This is a genomic window from Pseudomonas sp. D5(2026) (assembly GCF_057766845.1).
In genome coordinates this window covers 2,318,706-2,336,334 of sequence record NZ_CM173421.1, presented here as the reverse complement: position 1 = coordinate 2,336,334, position 17,629 = coordinate 2,318,706, and the positions used below count along the sequence as shown (strand labels likewise).

General features: G+C 63.8%; 14 protein-coding genes. 6 read left to right on the top strand and 8 right to left on the bottom strand.

The annotated features are described in order from the left end of the window. Positions 1–37: 37 nt before the first annotated feature. The 3 genes from AC3B5Q_RS10720 to AC3B5Q_RS10710 are packed head-to-tail and all read right to left on the bottom strand — an operon-like array spanning position 38 to position 4,210. Positions 38–1,096, bottom strand: coding sequence for a lipocalin-like domain-containing protein (locus AC3B5Q_RS10720; protein WP_319298106.1), 1,059 nt, complete (start codon positions 1,094–1,096; stop codon positions 38–40). Next, positions 1,086–3,545 (bottom strand): ABC transporter permease, encoded by a 2,460-nt coding sequence (locus AC3B5Q_RS10715; protein ID WP_488393085.1) that lies wholly within the window; start codon positions 3,543–3,545, stop codon positions 1,086–1,088. The genes AC3B5Q_RS10720 and AC3B5Q_RS10715 overlap by 11 nt, the downstream gene beginning before the upstream one ends. Then, positions 3,545–4,210 (bottom strand): ABC transporter ATP-binding protein, encoded by a 666-nt coding sequence (locus AC3B5Q_RS10710; protein ID WP_103462348.1) that lies wholly within the window; start codon positions 4,208–4,210, stop codon positions 3,545–3,547. The genes AC3B5Q_RS10715 and AC3B5Q_RS10710 overlap by 1 nt, the downstream gene beginning before the upstream one ends. A 259-nt stretch (positions 4,211–4,469) precedes the next feature. Here AC3B5Q_RS10710 and AC3B5Q_RS10705 point away from each other — a divergent pair, with 259 nt between their 5' ends. Next, positions 4,470–5,537, top strand: coding sequence for a Rieske 2Fe-2S domain-containing protein (locus tag AC3B5Q_RS10705; RefSeq protein ID WP_014860002.1), 1,068 nt, complete (start codon positions 4,470–4,472; stop codon positions 5,535–5,537). Positions 5,538–5,549: 12 nt separating this feature from the next. Further along, positions 5,550–6,500 carry a PDR/VanB family oxidoreductase gene (locus AC3B5Q_RS10700; RefSeq protein WP_020192346.1) on the top strand — a complete coding sequence of 317 codons (951 nt, stop codon included), beginning with the start codon at positions 5,550–5,552 and terminating at the stop codon, positions 6,498–6,500. Between the two features lie 6 nt (positions 6,501–6,506). Here AC3B5Q_RS10700 and AC3B5Q_RS10695 read toward each other — a convergent pair whose 3' ends face one another. From AC3B5Q_RS10695 to AC3B5Q_RS10685, 3 genes are all read right to left on the bottom strand, one after another. Beyond that, positions 6,507–7,220, bottom strand: coding sequence for a GntR family transcriptional regulator (locus AC3B5Q_RS10695; RefSeq protein WP_003256147.1), 714 nt, complete (start codon positions 7,218–7,220; stop codon positions 6,507–6,509). A 417-nt stretch (positions 7,221–7,637) separates the two neighbouring features. After that, positions 7,638–8,891, bottom strand: coding sequence for an OprD family porin (locus AC3B5Q_RS10690; protein ID WP_488393084.1), 1,254 nt, complete (start codon positions 8,889–8,891; stop codon positions 7,638–7,640). Positions 8,892–8,993: 102 nt separating this feature from the next. After that, positions 8,994–10,334, bottom strand: coding sequence for an MFS transporter (locus AC3B5Q_RS10685; RefSeq protein ID WP_021782074.1), 1,341 nt, complete (start codon positions 10,332–10,334; stop codon positions 8,994–8,996). A 552-nt stretch (positions 10,335–10,886) separates the two neighbouring features. On the opposite strand from AC3B5Q_RS10685, the gene mrdA reads away from it, so the two are divergent. Then, complete coding sequence (gene mrdA / locus AC3B5Q_RS10680; RefSeq protein ID WP_021782075.1) at positions 10,887–12,782, top strand: penicillin-binding protein 2; 1,896 nt, start codon at positions 10,887–10,889, stop codon at positions 12,780–12,782. Between the two features lie 42 nt (positions 12,783–12,824). Here mrdA and AC3B5Q_RS10675 read toward each other — a convergent pair whose 3' ends face one another. After that, complete coding sequence (locus AC3B5Q_RS10675) at positions 12,825–13,451, bottom strand: glutathione S-transferase family protein (protein WP_488393083.1); 627 nt, start codon at positions 13,449–13,451, stop codon at positions 12,825–12,827. Between the two features lie 282 nt (positions 13,452–13,733). Here AC3B5Q_RS10675 and AC3B5Q_RS10670 point away from each other — a divergent pair, with 282 nt between their 5' ends. Continuing rightward, the gene (locus AC3B5Q_RS10670; protein ID WP_003256154.1) at positions 13,734–14,051 is read left to right on the top strand and encodes a DUF2388 domain-containing protein; all 318 of its coding nucleotides are present in this window, start codon (positions 13,734–13,736) and stop codon (positions 14,049–14,051) included. 60 nt (positions 14,052–14,111) lie between these two features. Here AC3B5Q_RS10670 and glcC read toward each other — a convergent pair whose 3' ends face one another. After that, the gene (glcC, locus tag AC3B5Q_RS10665; protein ID WP_021782078.1) at positions 14,112–14,876 is read right to left on the bottom strand and encodes a transcriptional regulator GlcC; all 765 of its coding nucleotides are present in this window, start codon (positions 14,874–14,876) and stop codon (positions 14,112–14,114) included. A gap of 195 nt (positions 14,877–15,071) precedes the next feature. Between glcC and glcD the strand changes: the two genes are divergently transcribed. Together glcD and glcE are read left to right on the top strand one after the other, a co-directional pair. Beyond that, positions 15,072–16,571 (top strand): glycolate oxidase subunit GlcD, encoded by a 1,500-nt coding sequence (gene glcD / locus AC3B5Q_RS10660; RefSeq protein ID WP_488393082.1) that lies wholly within the window; start codon positions 15,072–15,074, stop codon positions 16,569–16,571. Further along, complete coding sequence (gene glcE / locus AC3B5Q_RS10655) at positions 16,571–17,623, top strand: glycolate oxidase subunit GlcE (RefSeq protein WP_488393081.1); 1,053 nt, start codon at positions 16,571–16,573, stop codon at positions 17,621–17,623. The genes glcD and glcE overlap by 1 nt, the downstream gene beginning before the upstream one ends. Positions 17,624–17,629: the final 6 nt, after the last annotated feature.

The following is a 17,629-nucleotide window of genomic DNA, read 5'->3' as shown; positions in this document are numbered from 1 at the left end:
TTCATGGGCGCAACTGTCTTGCTTGAACGTTGTTGCACTAGTACCCGGTCATCTCCAGATACCCGCGCCCGCCCGCACTCCCGTTCAAGCGTACCGGCCCTTCCCAATACGGGAACCGTGTCTGCATCCACGCCTGCGGCTCCACGGCATCGACCTGCACATCCACGCCATGCTCCGGCACTTGCACCCGCCAACGCGTGGGCACCTGCTTGCCGTTTTTCTGCGCAGACCAGGCCAGGGCCTGCAGCTGGAACTGTGCCGCGTCCAGCGCCATCACCTCCCCGTGTGGCCCTACCCAGGTCCCGGCGCGATACGGTTCCCCGTGGGTCTCCCGAACCTGGAACAGCATCAGCTTGGCGCCACTGTCCAGGTGCAGGGAAAACCAGTCCCAGCCGGTCTGCCCGGGCGCCAGCGGCTGACTGCTCCATTCCCGGTCCAGCCAGGCCTGCCCGGTAACCGCGATGCACAGGCTGCCACGCTGGACCTGCCCCTGGACCTGGTAGAACGGCTGGCTGTAATAGTACGAAGCCTGGCCCTTGCCTGATTTTTCGCTGTAGCCCTGCTCCCCATGCAGCACCAAGGGAAGATCGCTGTGCAACTGCAAGTCATAGCGAAAACCGTCGCCACTTGCGGCCATCTGCAGCTGTTCAATACCGCCCTGGCCTTGTAACACCCAGTCATTGATCCATGCCCGAAACGGCTGGGCCTGCACGCCGGCCTGGCCGACACCACCCCGCGCCAGGGTTTCCGAAGCCTGATGGCCACCCGGCCCGGTCAGTGCTGCATGCCCCATCCACAGGTTCGGGCTGTTCCAGCCGGTGGTCTCCGGACCGGGGCGCAGGGCCGAGCGGAACAGTGTCCACTGGGCGCCCCAATCTCGGCCCTGGGCGTCCTTGAGGTTGGCGGTGACATACCACCACTCGATACGAAAGCCGTCGTGGGGACCGTGGTCATGCGGGAAGACCAGACGATGATCGCGGGTCACCTGGCTGAATTCGCCAGCCTGCTGCCCGAGCCCGGCATAGCTTTGCGGTGCTGGCTGATCACAGCCGCACAACAACAACCCGGTCAGCAACAGCCACGCATTAAGCTTCATCGGCCAACGGCCTCAACAGTTCGCGCGGCTGGCGGCGCGCCAGTTGCCACAGCGGCCAGGCGCAGGCCAGCAGGCTGGTGAACATGCCCAGCACGGTCAACTGCAGCAGTTGCATGGGGAACACATACAGCGGTAAGCGCCAGCCGAAGGCCTGCACGTTCACCACTGCGACCAGGCACCAGGCCAGCAACAGCCCAAGCGGGATTGCCAGCAACACGGTGAAGCTGCTTAGCATGAGTGTCTGCCCCAGGCTCAGCCAGACCAGTTGCATGCGCCGCACCCCCAACGCCCACAGCGGCGCCAACTGGCCCAGCCGGGCCTGGCTCAGGGTCAGCAGGTTGATGAACAACGCCACACCGGCCACGCCAAGGGTAAGGCTGTTGAGGGCTGCGGTGGCGGCAAAGGTGCGGTTGAACACGTCGGTCGACCAGCGTTTCAGGCGCGCCTGCTCGACCACCCGGCTGTCATCCAGGGCAAAGTGCTGTTGCAGCGCGGCCTTGAGCACCGGCACCCGTTCAGCGCTAAGGTCGACACTCAAGCCGGCCAGGGTTGCCTGTGGCCAGTGGGCGCGCAACCAGCCGGCATTGACCAGTACATGCCCCTTGGGGTTGCCGTAATCGGCATAGATCCCCACCACGGGCAAGGCTGGCGTGTCTACGGGCAGTTGCAGGTTGTCGCCCAGTTGCAGGTTCAGGCGCCTGGCCAACTGTTCACTGAGCATCACGGCTTGTCCGCTGGCCAGTCGCTGCCAGGCGCGCGAATGCTGTTCCAGCAATGGCCAGCGCGTTCGATAGGCGGGGTGATCGACAATGCCCTGCACTTGCACCGGCCAACCTTGCAGCTGCATGTCTGCACGCCAGCCGGGCAGGACCACGCTGGCCCCGGGCTGCTGCTTGAGCCACTCGACTATCTGCAAGCCTTGGGCCGTATCCCGTGGAGTGACATACAAGTCGGCGGAGAGGCGCAGGTCAAGCCAACCGACAAAGGTCTTGCGAAAACCCTCGGTCATGCTGCCCACGCCAACACTGGCAGCCAGCGCCAGCAAGAGGGCGACCAACGCAAGGCTCAGGGCTGGCAGCTGCTGGCGGCTGTCAGCCACGAACCATTGCGCCAAGGGCCGGTGGCAACGACGCGCCAGCCAGGCCAGTACCCGATCGAGCAACGCCGGCAACAGCAGCGCCGCCGCCAGCAGCAACCCTGCCAGCATGCCGAACGCGCTAAGCAAGCCAGCCCCGAAGACACCACAGCCCAAGGCCAGCAACAGCAGCAGGCCCGCTATCAGAGCCTGACGTTGCAACCACGGCCCCTGCGCCATTCGCCAGGCCTGGGGTTGCGCCAGCGCCAGCAAAGGCAATCGGGCAGCACGCATTACACTCTCCAGCCCCGCCAGCAATGCCCCGAGTACACTCACCAGCACACCCAGCAGCCACCACCCCGCCGGCAGGCTCAACGTGCCGGCGACCTGGGCGCCATACAGACCACGCAGGCTGGCGGCCACGTCGGGCAACAGCCACGCGGCCAATGCGTAACCACTGGCCACCCCGGCCAGCCCACCCAATGCCGCGAACAGGCCCAGCTCCAGCACCAGAGCACCCAGCAGGGTCTTCAGGCTGACGCCGCACGCGCGCAGGTTGCGGATCAGCCCACGGCGCTGCTCCAGCGCCAGACCGATTGCGGCGTGGGCAATGAGCAAGCCGACAACGAACGCCAGCAGGCCGAGGGCGGTCAGGTTGAGGTGGAAACTGTCGGTCAGGCGCTGCAAGCCGCCATCGTCCTGCCGTGGCTGCAGTTCAAGATGGCGGGCGATATCCGCAGGCAACGGCCCGGGCGTATCGGCCAGCAGCAGACGAGACAACTGCCCCGATGCGTTCAGCAACGTCTGCGCGTGGCCGATGTCCACCACGATGACCCCGGGTGCCAACGCAGGCTGCAAAACCATAGGCGGCAGCAACTGCCCTTCACTGTCGCGGGTCAGCTGCCCGGGGCTTGTGTTCAGTTGACGCAAGGTGTCTGGCCCAACCCAGGCTTGCCCGGGCGAGCCGATGAACGCTTGCAGGTCGAATGCCTGCACCTGCACCCCGGCAATGCTGCTGGCAGGCGGCAGGCTCAACGGCTCGATGCCGATCAGTCGCACACTGCGTGCGGGCTCGCCCGGCAAGCGCAAGCGCCCTTCCAGCACCGGCGAAACAGCCCAGCCCAGCCTGCGCAGTTTCACGTACAACGCCTGATCGAAGCGCTCGCCATTGCGCGCTATCAGTTGCGCCTGCAGCGGCCCGGTCAATACCGCGCTGGCCCGGGCATAGTCGCTGCGTGCCTGGCTGTTCAACGCCTGCACACCGGTCCACAAGGCCGTGGCCAGCCACAGGCCAGTGAAGATGCTGAAGCACTGCACACGATGGCGCCGCCAGTGGCTGAGCAGCGCCAACAGGGCCAGCGACAAAAGCTTCATCAGCCCTGCTCGGGCCGCACACGGCCGGCCTGCAGGTAGCAACGGTGCTGCAAACGCGCCGCCAGCCGCGGGCTGTGGGTCACCATCAGTACCCCGCTGCCGGCTTCGGCGACCAACTGCAGCAACAAACTCAGCACCTCGTCACTGCTGGCTTCATCGAGGCTGCCGGTCGGTTCGTCAGCCAACAGCCAGGCCGGGCGCCCGGCAAGCGCACGGCCGATGGCGACGCGCTGCTGCTGGCCGCCAGACAGTTGTTCCGGGTAACGCTCAAGCAGGTCCGCCAGGCCCAGGCGCTGCGCCAGGTAAGCCGCCCAATGCGGGTCATGCCGCCCGGCCAGGCGAGCCTGGAAAGTGAGGTTCAGGCCTACGTCCAGGCTACTGATCAGGTTGTACTGCTGAAATACCAGGCCGATCCCTTCCCGCCGCCACTGCGCCAAGGAAGCTTCCGAACGGCCGTCGAGCGGAACGTCGTCGATCAGAATCTGGCCGCTGTCAGCTCGGTCCAGGCCAGCCACCAGGTGCAGCAAAGTACTCTTGCCGCTTCCCGACTCGCCCATCAGCGCCAGGCTGCTGCCCCGCGCCAGGCGCACATCGACCCCCTGCAATATGGGGAGCGGGCCCTGGGGGGTGGGGAATGATTTGTAGAGTTTTTCGATGGCTAGCATCGAGTGGCCTTGATGGGTTGGGTGTCCCTTTAGGCATAGCAGGTTCGGCCAGGCCTGCTTCTGCACCGGCGCTCTTCTGGTCAGACGACGTGCTGCTGTAGCCGCCCCCTCGAATCGCTGGAGACACCCATCATTGGATCCACTAAAAACCGATAATCGCACAGAATTCACTTAATACGGGCAAAACTCATTGACCATTCACTACATGCGCAGCCTTAATGGATCCATTAAATAAAAACAAAACCCCGGAGAGCCTTCCATGTACCCCAAAAACACCTGGTACGTCGCCTGCACCCCCGATGAGATCGCCACCAAACCTCTGGGCCGGCAGATCTGCGGGGAAAAAATCGTGTTCTACCGCGCCCGCGAGAACCAAGTAGCCGCCGTCGAGGACTTCTGCCCGCACCGCGGCGCACCGTTGTCGTTGGGCTATGTCGAGGACGGCAACCTGGTGTGCGGCTACCACGGCCTGGTGATGGGTTGCGACGGCAAGACCGTGTCGATGCCGGGCCAACGGGTGCGTGGTTTCCCCTGCAACAAGACCTTTGCGGCCGTCGAGCGCTATGGCTTCATCTGGGTCTGGCCCGGTGACCAGGCGCAGGCCGACCCGGCGCTGATTCCGCATCTGGAATGGGCGGTGAATGATGAGTGGGCCTACGGCGGCGGGCTGTTCCACATCGGTTGCGACTACCGCCTGATGATCGACAACCTCATGGACCTCACCCATGAAACCTATGTGCACGCCTCCAGCATCGGCCAGAAGGAGATCGACGAGGCACCGCCGGTCACCACCGTGACCGGCGACGAAGTGGTCACCGCCCGGCACATGGAAAACATCATGGCACCGCCGTTCTGGCGCATGGCCTTGCGTGGCAATGGCCTGGCCGACGATGTACCAGTGGACCGCTGGCAGATCTGCCGTTTCACCCCACCTAGCCATGTGCTGATCGAAGTGGGTGTAGCGCATGCCGGCAAGGGCGGCTACCACGCCGAGGCACAGCACAAGGCGTCGAGCATCGTGGTCGACTTCATCACCCCGGAAAGCGATACCTCTATCTGGTACTTCTGGGGCATGGCGCGCAACTTCGCTGCGCACGACCAGACCCTGACCGACAACATCCGGGAGGGCCAGGGCAAGATTTTCAGCGAAGACCTGGAAATGCTCGAACGCCAGCAGCAGAACCTGCTGGCCCACCCCGAGCGCAACTTGCTGAAGCTGAACATCGATGCCGGCGGCGTGCAGTCACGCAAGGTGCTGGAGCGGATCATCGCCAAAGAGCGTGCGCCGCAGCCGCAACTGATCGCCACCAGCGCCACCCCTGCCTGAGGAACAGCCGACATGATCGATGCCGTAGTGGTATCCCGTAACGATGAAGCCCAGGGTATCTGCAGCTTCGAGCTGGCAGCGGCAGATGGCAGCTTGCTGCCGGCGTTCAGCGCCGGCGCGCATATCGACGTGCACCTGCCCGACGGGCTGGTGCGCCAGTACTCGCTGTGCAACCACCCCGAAGAACGCCATCGCTATCTGATTGGCGTACTCAACGACCCGGCTTCGCGGGGCGGCTCTCGTAGCCTGCACGAACAGGTGCAGGCCGGTGCCCGGCTACGTATCAGTGCGCCGCGCAACCTGTTCCCGCTGGCCGAGGGTGCGCAGCGCAGTTTGCTGTTTGCTGGCGGCATCGGCATTACCCCAATCCTGTGCATGGCCGAGCAGTTGTCCCACAGCGGCCAGGCCTTCGAGCTGCACTACTGTGCCCGCTCCAGCGAACGTGCGGCGTTTGTCGAGCGGATTCGCAGCGCGCCGTTCGCTGATCGGCTGTTCGTGCATTTTGACGAGCAGCCGGAAACGGCGCTGGACATCGCCCAGGTGCTGGGCAACCCGCAAGATGATGTGCACCTGTATGTATGCGGGCCTGGCGGGTTCATGCAGCATGTGCTGGACAGCGCGAAGGGCTTGGGCTGGCAGGAGGCCAACCTGCACCGCGAGTACTTCGCCGCAGCACCGGTGGATGCCAGCAACGATGGCAGTTTCTCGGTGCAGGTGGGCAGCACGGGACAGGTGTTCGAGGTGCCAGCCGACCGGACCGTGGTGCAGGTGCTGGAAGAGAACGGTATCGAGATCGCCATGTCGTGCGAGCAGGGTATTTGCGGCACCTGCCTGACACGCGTGCTGCAGGGCACACCGGACCATCGCGATCTGTTTCTCACCGAAGAGGAACAGGCCCTGAACGATCAGTTCACGCCTTGCTGCTCGCGCTCGAAGACGCCGCTGCTGGTGCTGGATATCTGATCCGGCTTACGACGAGGGCAGGATGACTTTCATGCCCGCGTCCGCCGCTGCCCCACCAAAGGTTTCGGCATAGCGCAAGGTGGCATTGGCGTGCTCGCGCATGATCGCTTCGGCGCGGGCACCCTGGCGGTTGACCAGGGCGTCGAACACGGCGTGGTGCTGCATGTGGGCGAAGTTGAAGCGCCGGTATTCGCGAGCCAGATCATGGCGGTCCACCGCCAGTGCGGTGACCGAGGCGAATGGCAGGTGGTCGTTGCGCGCCAGGGCAACGGCAATGGCCGGGTTGTGGCTGGCGTCGATGATCACCTGATGAAAGCGCATGTTCAGGTCGTGATAGACCTGCAAGTCGTCTTCGCTCACAAAGCCCTTGTCGAACAGCTGATCGCCGTCGACCAGGCACTGTTGCAACGCAGCGCGTGCTTGCACCGACAAGCCACGTTCTGCAGCCTGACGCGCCGCCAACCCCTCCAGCACACCGCGCACCTCGACCGCACCCGCGATGTCATCGGCGCTGACCGAGCGCACCTGAAACCCCCGGCCACCAAAGCGCACCAGCAGGCCTTCCTGTTCGAGGGTGCGAAATGCCATGCGCACCGGCATGCGTGAAACGCCGAACAGTTCAGCGGTTGGGACTTCCATCAAGCGCTCGCCGGCCGCCAGCTCGCCCGAAGCGATCATCTTGCGCAACGCAACCAGCACCATCTGACCGGGTTTGCTCATCCAGGCGACTTCCAAAGACGTGAACGGGCATCTTAGCGCAAGCCGAGGGGTTGCTGCAGGCCTGTTGTAGGAGCGGGTTTACCCGCGAAGCAGGCAACGCGGGGCATGGCACCGGCTTTGCCGGTGTTCGCGGGTGAACCCGCTCCTACGGGGGGAGGCGCGCGCCAAGAAACCAACCTGTCTCAAGACATGCGCCGTAAATGTAGGAGCGGGTTTACCCGCGAAGCAGGCGACGCGGAACATGGCACCGGCTTTGCCGGTGTTCGCGGGTGAACCCGCTCCTACGGGGGGAGGCGCGCGCCAAGAAACCAACCTGTCTCAAGACACGCGCCGTAAATGTAGGAGCGGGTTTACCCGCGAAGCAGGCAACGCGGAACATGGCACCGGCTGCGCCGGTGTTCGCGGGTGAACCCGCCCCTACAAGGTCAGCGGATAGCTGACGATCAGGCGTGTCTGGTCGAGATCACTGTTGAAGCTGCGCCGGTTGGTCGCGTTGTTCAGCCGGATGTTGAGGTTCTTCAAAGCCCCGCTCTGGAAGGTGTAGTTCACCTCGGCATCGCGCTCCCACTCCTTGCCATTGCTGCCCGCCGCCGTGGTGGCGTTCTCGCCATGCCCGTACCGCACCATGGCCAGCAGCCCTGGCACACCGAGCGCGGCGAAGTTGTAGTCATAACGCACTTGCCACGAACGCTCGTCAGCATTGCTGAAGTTGCCGTTGAACATGTCGTTGCCCAGGGTTCGCCCACTGCTGCCGTAAACCGACATCCACTGACTGTCGCCACTGACCTTCTGCAACCCCAGGTACAGCGTGTGGCCAATGTGCGAAGCTGACAGCAAAGCGTAACCGGTGCGGCTCTGGATGTCGCCGATGCGCGCCTGTCCGTCATCCCGGTCGATGAAGTAGCCAAGGTTGGCCCCCAACGTCCACTCCCCTACCCGCTGACTGTGCAGCAGGTTGAAGTAGCTTTGCTGGTAGATGTCCTCCAACTGCGAGTGCCAGGCGCCGATCAGTGTTCGCTGCTGGTTGAAGCGGTACTCGGCGCCGGCGTAGTTGAAGCCGTCCGAGGTGACCCCGGGCGCGGCCCAGGCAGATAGGTCCTGCATGTCCGAAGAGTGGCGCAGGCTCACCTCGCGGTACTGGCCGGCCTGCAGGCTCAGGCCTTCGATTTCTCGCGAGTCGAGCATCGCGCCACGGAAGGTCTGCGGTAGCAGGCGACCATCGTCGTAGCGCAGCAGTGGAATATCCGGCAACAACTCCCCCACTTTCAGCTCGGTCGCGGAAATACGCAACTTCGCCGCCAGCCCTGCCCGACCGTAGTCGTCGGCCGCACGCCCGTCATCGTGCACCGGCAGCAGTTCTGAGCCGCTGGTACCGCGGCCGCTGTCCAGTTTCACGCCGAACAGGGCGATACCGTCCAGGCCAAACCCGATCAGCCCTGGGGTGTAGCCCGAGCTGAACTTGAAGATGAAACCCTGGGCCCACTCTTCAACCTTGCCCTTGGCGGCCCCCGGGTCGCGGAGATCACGGTTGAAATAGTAGTTGCGTAGTGTCAGCCCGCCCTTGGCTCCTTCAAAGAAGCCCCCTTCATCGGCCCAGGCCGGCAAACCGAGACCAAACGCCAGCGAAACTGCCAAGGCCGAACGGGCCAGCGTGCAAGTTGTATCCATCATTATTATTGTTCTCCGCTTTCAATAGGCGCAGCAGGCCGCCCCAGGCCAGCTTGACCCGGAGCAGGAAGTTGCATTCAGATACCCGGCCAGGCCGGGTTGCACTCAGTGACTCAGTGCATCAGCAGGCAGGGTGGACGCCGGCTTGTTCATCGGGCGCAGCAACAGCAGGCAACCCGCGGCAAGCACGAACACGATGGCGAACACGCCATACAGATGCAGGGGTTGCCAGCCGCCATCGAGCAGCACGCCAGCCACGGTCGGCGACAGGATCGCGCCCATGCGACCGATGCCGATACCCCAGCCCACGCCGGTGGCGCGTACCGAGGCGTCGTAGACCACCGGCGACAAGGCATACAGCCCAGCCACGCAGCCGTTGGAAAACAGCCCGATCAGCAGCCCCAACGCCAGCGCCGCAGTGACCGAGGCACCATTGGCCACAAACAGCACCAGCAGCGCAGCGGTAATGAGCATGAACAACGCCAGCACGCGAGTCAGTGGCCAGCGCGAAGCCAGGCCGCCGATCAGCGCCGCGCCAAGGATGCCGCCCACGCTCAACAGCACGCCGCCGGTGATGCCTTGCTGGGCCGACAAGCCGGCGGCCACCAACAGTTTTGGCGTCCAGCTCATGACGAAGTAGAAGCCGAACATGACCAGGAAGAACAGCAACCAGATCACCAACGTGGTGCGGCGCATGGCCGGCGCCAGCAGTTGCCTGAAACCGCTGCTGGCACCCTCTGCCCTTGCGGCAACGGCCGGCAGTTGCGCCAATGCCGGTTGACCGAGGCGCACGGCCAGACGGTTGACCCGGGCCAGAGCATTGGCCGGCCGGCGCGCCAGCAGAAAGTCCAGCGACTCTGGCAGCCACAGCAGTACCAGCGGGATCACCAGTACGGTGACGATGCCGCCAAACAGAAATACCGAACGCCAGCCCCAATGCCCCAGCAGCCATACCGCCAGCAAACCGCCCAGGGTCGCGCCCAGCGCATAGCCAGTGGACTGCAGGCTCACCGCCAAGCCGCGCCAGCGTTTGCTGGCATATTCGCTGGCAATCACATTGCTGCTGGCCAGGATGCCACCGATGCCCAGCCCGGTCAGGCCACGCAGCAGCGCCAGTTGCAACGGGCTCTGACTCAGTGCCGAGAGCAGCATGCCGATACCGGACAGCGCCAGACACAGCAGGATCAGCGGGCGTCGGCCAAAGCGGTCAGCCCACGGCGCGATGAACAATGACCCGGCCGCCATACCGAACAAGCCGGCACTTAGCAGAAGCCCTACCTGCGCCCCGTTCAGGTTCCACTCGGCAGACACAGAGGCGGCGGTAAAGGCCATGACCAGCACGTCGAAGCCATCGATCATGTTGAGGATGATGCAAATACCAATGGCCAGGCACTGAAAGCGGCCCATCGGGTCGTTGTCCAGACGTTGCTTGAGATCGGTATTCATGGGGTCACCTGTCGGCCAGGCTTGGCCACAGGCGAGAGGAAAGATGCGCACGCGCAGGCGGAACCCTGACGGTTCAGTGCCGTTGGATAGCCATTCATGACTGGACCCTTTTTGTAATTGTTATCGCATACGGCAGGAGGGCTCCGGCCGTTGTCAGGCGCTAATCAACCAGATAATGGATCCATAGACAACATGACGAAAGCACTGAATCTCAATTTTTCCGCGGCCAATTTCAGTAAATAGCTGTGAGCACAATAATTTTTTCCATTTAAATCAACGATTTAATCTATAACAACATTAGAAACTTGATGTTCGGTTATCGCACAAAATCCAATTATGGATCCACAAAGTCATCGCAAACCAGACTTGTGCCACCCTCATCAATGCGCAATGAACAAATCTTCATGTTCCCCCTCAGCGCCCTGATCATGGGGCACACAGCCGATGCCAGCCAGCGGGCAGCCGGGGCTCGTCTTGAGGGGGCAGTACGGGTTGCGTAGCATCCGCGGCCCGATCGCGCGCGTACTGCTACCCCTCAGGATCGATTCACTGATGCCGCAACCTATCCCTCTAAAGGACCACGAAAAGGAAAGACACCTGGTCAACCGTCGGCTTCTGGCCTGCGCCGCCATGGTGTTCAGCCTGTGTGCCGTCCTGGTTGGCCGGCTCTATGTGCTGCAGGTGCTGCAGCACGACCAACAAACGGCCGTGTCGGAAAACAACCGCGTGCACGTGTTGCCCATCGCCCCCGAACGCGGGTTGATCTACGACCGCAACGGCGTGGTACTGGCCGACAACAAGCCCAGCTTCGACCTGACCATGACCCGCGAGCGGGCCGGCGGCGATTCGGCCAAAGTGCTCGACACCCTGACGCAGGTGCTGGGCCTGACCGAAGACGACCGTAAGCAGTTCGACAAGGACCTGCGCCGCGGCCGCAAACCGTTCGAGCCCGTGACCCTTATGGTGGGCTTGAGCGAGGAACAGATCGCCCTGGTCGCCGTGAACCAGTTCCGCCTGCCAGGCCTGGATGTAGAGCCGCAATTCATCCGCGAGTACCCACTGGCCGAGCATTTCGCTCATTCAGTGGGCTATGTGGGGCGCATCAACGAGAAAGAAGCCAAGACGCTCGACAGCACGGAGTACCGCGGCACCCAATCGATTGGCAAGACCGGCATCGAGCGCTTCTACGAAAGCCAACTGCATGGCCACGTGGGCTACGAAGAGGTCGAGACCAACGCTCAAGGGCGGGTGATGCGCGTGCTCAACCACAAGGACCCAACCCCAGGGCAGGACATAGTTTTAACCCTGGACGCCCATTTGCAGGTAGCCGCAGAAAAAGCGCTGGGTGACCGCCGTGGCTCGGTGGTGGTGCTGGACCCGGCCAATGGTGACGTACTGGCGATGGTCAGCAACCCCAGCTTCGACCCCAACCTGTTCGTCAAGGGCATCAGCTTCAAGCAGTATGCTGCGCTGCGCGACTCCATCGACCGCCCACTGTTCAACCGCGTCCTGCGCGGCCTGTATGCGCCCGGCTCGACCGTGAAGCCTGAAGTGGCCATCGCTGGTCTCGACAGCGGGGTGATCACCCCTGGCAGCCGGGTATTCGACCCGGGCTATTACGAGCTGCCCAACTATCACCACAAGTACCGCAACTGGAACCGCAGCGGCGACGGCTGGGTGGACATGTACACCGCCATCATGCGTTCCAACGACACCTACTTCTACGACCTGGCGCACAAGCTGGGCATCGACCGCCTGCACGACTACATGGCCGAGTTCGGCCTGGGCCAGAAGGTGTCGCTGGACATGTTCGAGGAGGCCTCCGGGCTGATGCCCTCGCCCGAGTGGAAGCGCGCTACGCGACGCCAGGCCTGGTTCCCGGGCGAGACACTGATCCTGGGCATTGGCCAAGGCTATATGCAGGTCACCCCCCTGCAGCTGGCCCAGGCTACCAGCCTGTTGGCAAGCAAGGGCGTATGGCACCGCCCGCACCTGGCCATGACCGTGGGCGGCGACACGCCGATCGACCCCCACCCCATGCCCGACATCGTTCTGCACGACAAGCATGCCTGGGACCAGGTCAACCAGGGCATGCAGATGGTCATGCACGACCCGCGCGGTATTGCCCGCGCCGCGGCCGCCGGTGCCCAGTACCGAATTGCCGGCAAAAGCGGTACCGCGCAGGTGGTGGCGATCAAGCAGGGTGAGCGTTACAACCGCAACAAGACCCTGGAGCGCCACCGCGACAACGCCCTGTTTGTCGGCTTTGCTCCGGCCGAGCATCCCAGCGTGGTAGTGGCGGTGATGATCGAGAACGGCGAGGCTGGGGGCCGAGTCGCAGGGCCGGTGGTGCGGGAGGTGATGGACGCCTATCTGCTGGATGAGCAAGGGCACCTGAAGCCGGAGTATGCGGGTGGCGCACCCACTCGGGGTGTGCCACACACCTGATTTTGCGGGGCCGCAGTGGAGACGGCCTTGGTCGCGAACGAGTCAGGATGCCGTGCGCGGCATCAGCTCATACGGGTGCTTCCACCCCGGCAGCGCCTGGATGCGGGCTTTCCAGGCCTCGATGTGGGTGAACTCTGCCAGCGGGATACCGGTGTCTTCTGGCATGAACACATACCCCGCCAACGACAGGTCGGCAATGGTCAACCGGCCACCGACCATGAATGGCGTCTTCGCCAGGTGCGCGTCGACAATACGGTAAGCCGCCTTGGCACGCTCGCGCAGGAACCTCGTGACATCGGTTTCACCGGTGTTCTTCAGGCAGAACAGAAAGCGCAGCATAGCGTAGTAGCTGGTGAACTTATGGTTGTCGAACAGCATCCAGCGCCAGATCTCGCGTTTTTCGTCTTCATCGCGGGGCCCGAACTGGCCGGTCAGTTCGGCAAGGTATTCCAGGATCAGCGCAGATTGGGTGAAGCGCTTGCCAGCGTGTTCCATCACCGGCACCTCGCCTTGCTCGTTCACCTCATCGCGCCAGGCTTGCTCACGGGTCTGGCCATGGAAAAAGTCGACGAACACCGGCTGCCAGCTCTGGCCGGTGAGTTCAAGCATGAGCGCAACCTTGTAGGCGTTGCCGGATTCGGCGAAGCAATGCAGCTTGTAGTCGGACATGGGCGAACCTTCAGTTTCCTTTGAATGATCGGCAGGGCCCTGTGCGGGCTTGCCCGTGAAGTGCCATCCACCCAAGCAAATCACGCGCATCCCGACGCGGTCAATCCATGACGCACTCCGCCGGCACCTTGAAAACCGTGAGTTCAGCCGCCTCGTCAGCGGCAGGTGCACTTTCCCTCTCGACACGCTCCACCCAAGAGCAGGGAACTACCTGAACGCCCCGGCCGTCTTAGACACTGAGTGGTTTATTTCCCTGTGCTTCACGCTACTGGAGAACACGACATGCGCCACCTACTGCTCGCCCCTGCGCTGCTGCTCCTGATGCCTGCCGGCGCTGCCCTGGCCCGCGTCGATGCGGGCGACGTCGCCACCTCGGCCGGTATTTCCGCTTCGCTGTATTCGACCTTCAAGGATGACAAACGGATCATCCCGGCCCGTGACGAACTTTCAGCGTTCGTCGCCAGCGGCGGTGCAATCCGTGGCGCCTATGTGGAATCGGCGCTTGAACAGGCCCGCAAGGACCACCCAGGGCTGCAGGCCAATGATGAAGAGCTGGCCCGGGCCATCCTGTCGCAAGATGACCCTGTGGCTGACCATTGAGTAAACCTGTACCGGCCCTTTCGCGGCGGTTCGACGCGAAAGGGCCGGTACAGTGCCGCTTCACCCCCAGCCATCCATGCGCATGGTCGCCCTGACCAGGCGCTGCTCTTCCTGCTCGATCTCCTGCAAACTGTCGCGTATGCCGTAGATATGCTCACGCGCCGCCCGCTGCGCCTGCTCGGGCATTTGCTCCATCACCGCGCGATACAACCGCGCATGCTGCCGATCAATCTGGCGTTTCTGCGCTGGCCGGCAGTACAAATTGTTGACCGAAGCAAACACAGTGCTCAACGTCAGGTCACTGAGCGATTGCAGGGTATGCACCAGCACCGGGTTATGCGACGCCTCACTGATTGCCCGGTGAAAGGCATGGTCACGACGGGCATGCTCACGGGCATCGAGCGCCGGCGCAGCCTCGTGCGCAGCCAGCATTTCTTCATAGCGCCGGCGGATCAGCAGGCGGTCGACGTCGGTAGCGCGCAACGCAGCCAACCGCGCCGACTCAGCCTCCAGCAACGCCCGGACCTCCAGCAGGTCGAACAGCGTACGCGGTTGCGAACTGAACAGGTGCATCAAAGGCGTAGCACCCGCCTGCCCGGTGAGATCGGCGACAAACGAACCCCGCCCCTGTTCGGTGTCGATGATGCCGCGCCCGCGCAAAACGCGCAGTCCCTCCCGTAACGCCGAACGTGAACAGCCAAGCTTCTCCACCAGCCGCCGCTCCGATGGCAGCGCCTGCCCCACCTTGAGCACGCCCTCGACGATAAGCCGCTCGACCCGTTCGGCCACCTGGTCGGCGACCTTGACCTTGCCTTCAGTACCCACTGCACACACTCCTGCTGGTAGGACCACTTTGACTTATAGCGCCAATCTAGCCGGACAGAGCCGTGAGTAAACAGCACTGGCAGAAGAAACTGGTAGGACCAGTCAAAATCTCACTCGACCCCGGCCGCTAGCACGCGCACGCTGCATCGGTGACCGCTTTGCCAACAACAATAAAAACCGTTGCCGAGTGAGCCGATGAATATCCTGTACGACGAACGCGTCGATGGCGCGCTGCCCAACGTGGACCGGGCCGCCCTGTTGCAAGCGCTGCGCGATGCCCTGCCGGATCTTGAAATCCTGCACCGCGATGAAGACCTCAAACCGTACGAATGCGACGGCCTGTCGGCCTACCGCACAGTGCCACTGCTGGTGGTGCTCCCCGAGCGCCTGGAGCAGGTGCAGACGCTGCTGAAGCTCTGCCACCAGCGCGGCGTCCCGGTGGTTGCGCGTGGTGCCGGTACCGGCCTGTCGGGTGGTGCCCTGCCACTGGCCAAGGGCATCCTGCTGGTGATGGCGCGCTTCAACCGTATCCTCGAGGTAAACCCTCAGGGGCGTTACGCCCGCGTGCAGCCGGGCGTACGCAACCTGGCCATTTCCCAGGCCGTCGCCCCCCATGGCATGTACTACGCACCAGACCCTTCCTCGCAAATTGCCTGCTCGATCGGGGGCAACGTCGCCGAAAACGCCGGTGGCGTGCACTGCCTCAAGTACGGCCTGACCGTACACAATGTGCTCAAGGTGGAGATTCTCACAGTCGAGGGCGAACGCCTGAGCCTGGGCAGCGATGCCTTGGACAGCCCCGGCTTCGACCTGCTGGCATTGTTCACCGGCTCCGAAGGCATGCTCGGTATCGTCACCGAAGTCACCGTCAAGCTGCTGCCCAAGCCCCAGGTGGCGCGGGTGATACTGGCCAGTTTCGACAGCGTCGAGGACGCCGGCCGGGCAGTCGCCGACATCATCGCTGCCGGCATCATTCCCGGTGGCCTGGAGATGATGGACAACCTGGCGATCCGCGCCGCTGAAGACTTCATCCATGCCGGCTACCCGGTGGACGCGGCGGCGATCCTGCTGTGCGAACTGGATGGCGTGGAAGCCGATGTTCACGACGACTGCGAGCGCGTCGCCGCCGTGCTGACGCAAGCCGGGGCCCGCGAAGTGCGCCTGGCCTGCGACGAAGCCGAGCGCGTTCGCTTCTGGGCCGGGCGCAAGAACGCCTTCCCGGCCGTGGGACGCATCTCCCCGGACTACTACTGCATGGACGGCACCATCCCGCGCCGCGAGTTACCACGGGTGCTCAAGGGCATCAGCGACCTGTCCGCAGAGTACGGCCTGCGGGTGGCCAACGTGTTCCATGCCGGCGACGGCAACATGCACCCTTTGATCCTGTTCGATGCCAACCTGCCCGGCGAGCTGGAGCGTGCCGAAGCGATCGGCGGCAAGATTCTGGAGCTATGTGTGAAGGTGGGCGGCAGCATCACCGGTGAACACGGCGTGGGACGCGAGAAGATCAACCAGATGTGCGCGCAGTTCAACAGCGACGAAATCACCCTGTTCCACGCGGTGAAGGCCGCCTTCGACCCTCAGGGCCTGCTCAACCCCGGCAAGAACATTCCCACCCTGCACCGCTGCGCCGAATTCGGCGCCCTGCACGTGCACCAGGGGCAACTGCCCTTCCCCGAGCTGGAGCGCTTCTGATGAGCATGGACCGCGACATGAGCCAGACGCTGTTGGAGCAGGTCAACCAGGCGCTGAATGAAGGTACGCCGCTGCGCATCCAGGGCAGCAACAGCAAAGCGATGCTCGGCAACCCGGTGGCGGGCGAAGTACTCGACACCCGCAACCACCGCGGCATCGTCAGCTACGACCCCACCGAGCTGGTACTCACGGCCCGCGCCGGTACCCCTCTGCGCGAGATCGAGGCAGCCCTGCACGAGGCTGGCCAGATGCTGCCCTGCGAGCCGCCCCACCTGGGCCCCGAGGCCACCTTGGGCGGCATGGTCGCGGTCGGGTTGTCTGGCCCGCGACGGCCGTGGGCCGGGTCGGTGCGCGACTTTGTACTGGGTACACGGGTGATCACCGGCCACGGCAAGCTGCTGCGCTTTGGTGGCGAGGTGATGAAGAACGTCGCCGGCTACGATGTGTCACGCCTGATGGCGGGCAGCTTCGGATGCCTGGGGCTGCTGACCGAAGTTTCGTTGAAAGTGCTGCCACGGCCACGCCTGTGCCTGAGCCTGCGCCTGCCGATGGGCCGCAATGAAGCGCTGGCCGAGCTGGCCGAATGGGGCCAGCAACCGCTGCCGATCAGCGCCGCCTGCCATGACGGCGAAACGCTGTACCTGCGCCTGGAAGGCGGCGAAGGGTCGGTGCAGTCGGCACGCCAGCGGCTGGGGGGCGAAACACTCGATAACCGCTTCTGGAGCGACCTGCGCGAGCAGCGCCTGGCGTTCTTTACCGACGCCGCCCCCCTGTGGCGCCTGTCCGTACCCACCATCACCGGCGAGCTGGAAATGCCCGGCCAGCAACTGATCGACTGGGGGGGTGCCCAGCGCTGGCTCAAGACCTGCGCACCAGCGCAGGCCATTCGCGACCAGGTGGCCAAGGTAGGTGGCCACGCCACCTGCTACGCCCCCGGTGCAACCAGCAGCCCGCCACTGCCGGTTGCACTGATGCGCTACCACCGCGCCCTCAAGCAGCAACTCGATCCCCAGGGGGTGTTCAACCCTGGCCGCCTGTACCCGGACCTGTGAGGCCAG

Bases quoted from the DNA above. Each gene is read 5' to 3' on its own strand.
- AC3B5Q_RS10670 (WP_003256154.1), top strand. From the start codon at position 13,734: ATGCGCCACCTACTGCTCGCCCCTGCGCTGCTGCTCCTGATGCCTGCC.
- AC3B5Q_RS10720 (WP_319298106.1), bottom strand. From the start codon at position 1,096: ATGAAGCTTAATGCGTGGCTGTTGCTGACCGGGTTGTTGTTGTGCGGC.
- AC3B5Q_RS10675 (WP_488393083.1), bottom strand. From the start codon at position 13,451: ATGTCCGACTACAAGCTGCATTGCTTCGCCGAATCCGGCAACGCCTAC.
- AC3B5Q_RS10695 (WP_003256147.1), bottom strand. From the start codon at position 7,220: ATGAGCAAACCCGGTCAGATGGTGCTGGTTGCGTTGCGCAAGATGATC.
- AC3B5Q_RS10690 (WP_488393084.1), bottom strand. From the start codon at position 8,891: ATGATGGATACAACTTGCACGCTGGCCCGTTCGGCCTTGGCAGTTTCG.
- glcD (WP_488393082.1), top strand. From the start codon at position 15,072: ATGAATATCCTGTACGACGAACGCGTCGATGGCGCGCTGCCCAACGTG.
- AC3B5Q_RS10715 (WP_488393085.1), bottom strand. From the start codon at position 3,545: ATGAAGCTTTTGTCGCTGGCCCTGTTGGCGCTGCTCAGCCACTGGCGG.
- AC3B5Q_RS10710 (WP_103462348.1), bottom strand. From the start codon at position 4,210: ATGCTAGCCATCGAAAAACTCTACAAATCATTCCCCACCCCCCAGGGC.
- AC3B5Q_RS10685 (WP_021782074.1), bottom strand. From the start codon at position 10,334: ATGAATACCGATCTCAAGCAACGTCTGGACAACGACCCGATGGGCCGC.
- mrdA (WP_021782075.1), top strand. From the start codon at position 10,887: ATGCCGCAACCTATCCCTCTAAAGGACCACGAAAAGGAAAGACACCTG.
- AC3B5Q_RS10705 (WP_014860002.1), top strand. From the start codon at position 4,470: ATGTACCCCAAAAACACCTGGTACGTCGCCTGCACCCCCGATGAGATC.
- AC3B5Q_RS10700 (WP_020192346.1), top strand. From the start codon at position 5,550: ATGATCGATGCCGTAGTGGTATCCCGTAACGATGAAGCCCAGGGTATC.
- glcE (WP_488393081.1), top strand. From the start codon at position 16,571: ATGAGCATGGACCGCGACATGAGCCAGACGCTGTTGGAGCAGGTCAAC.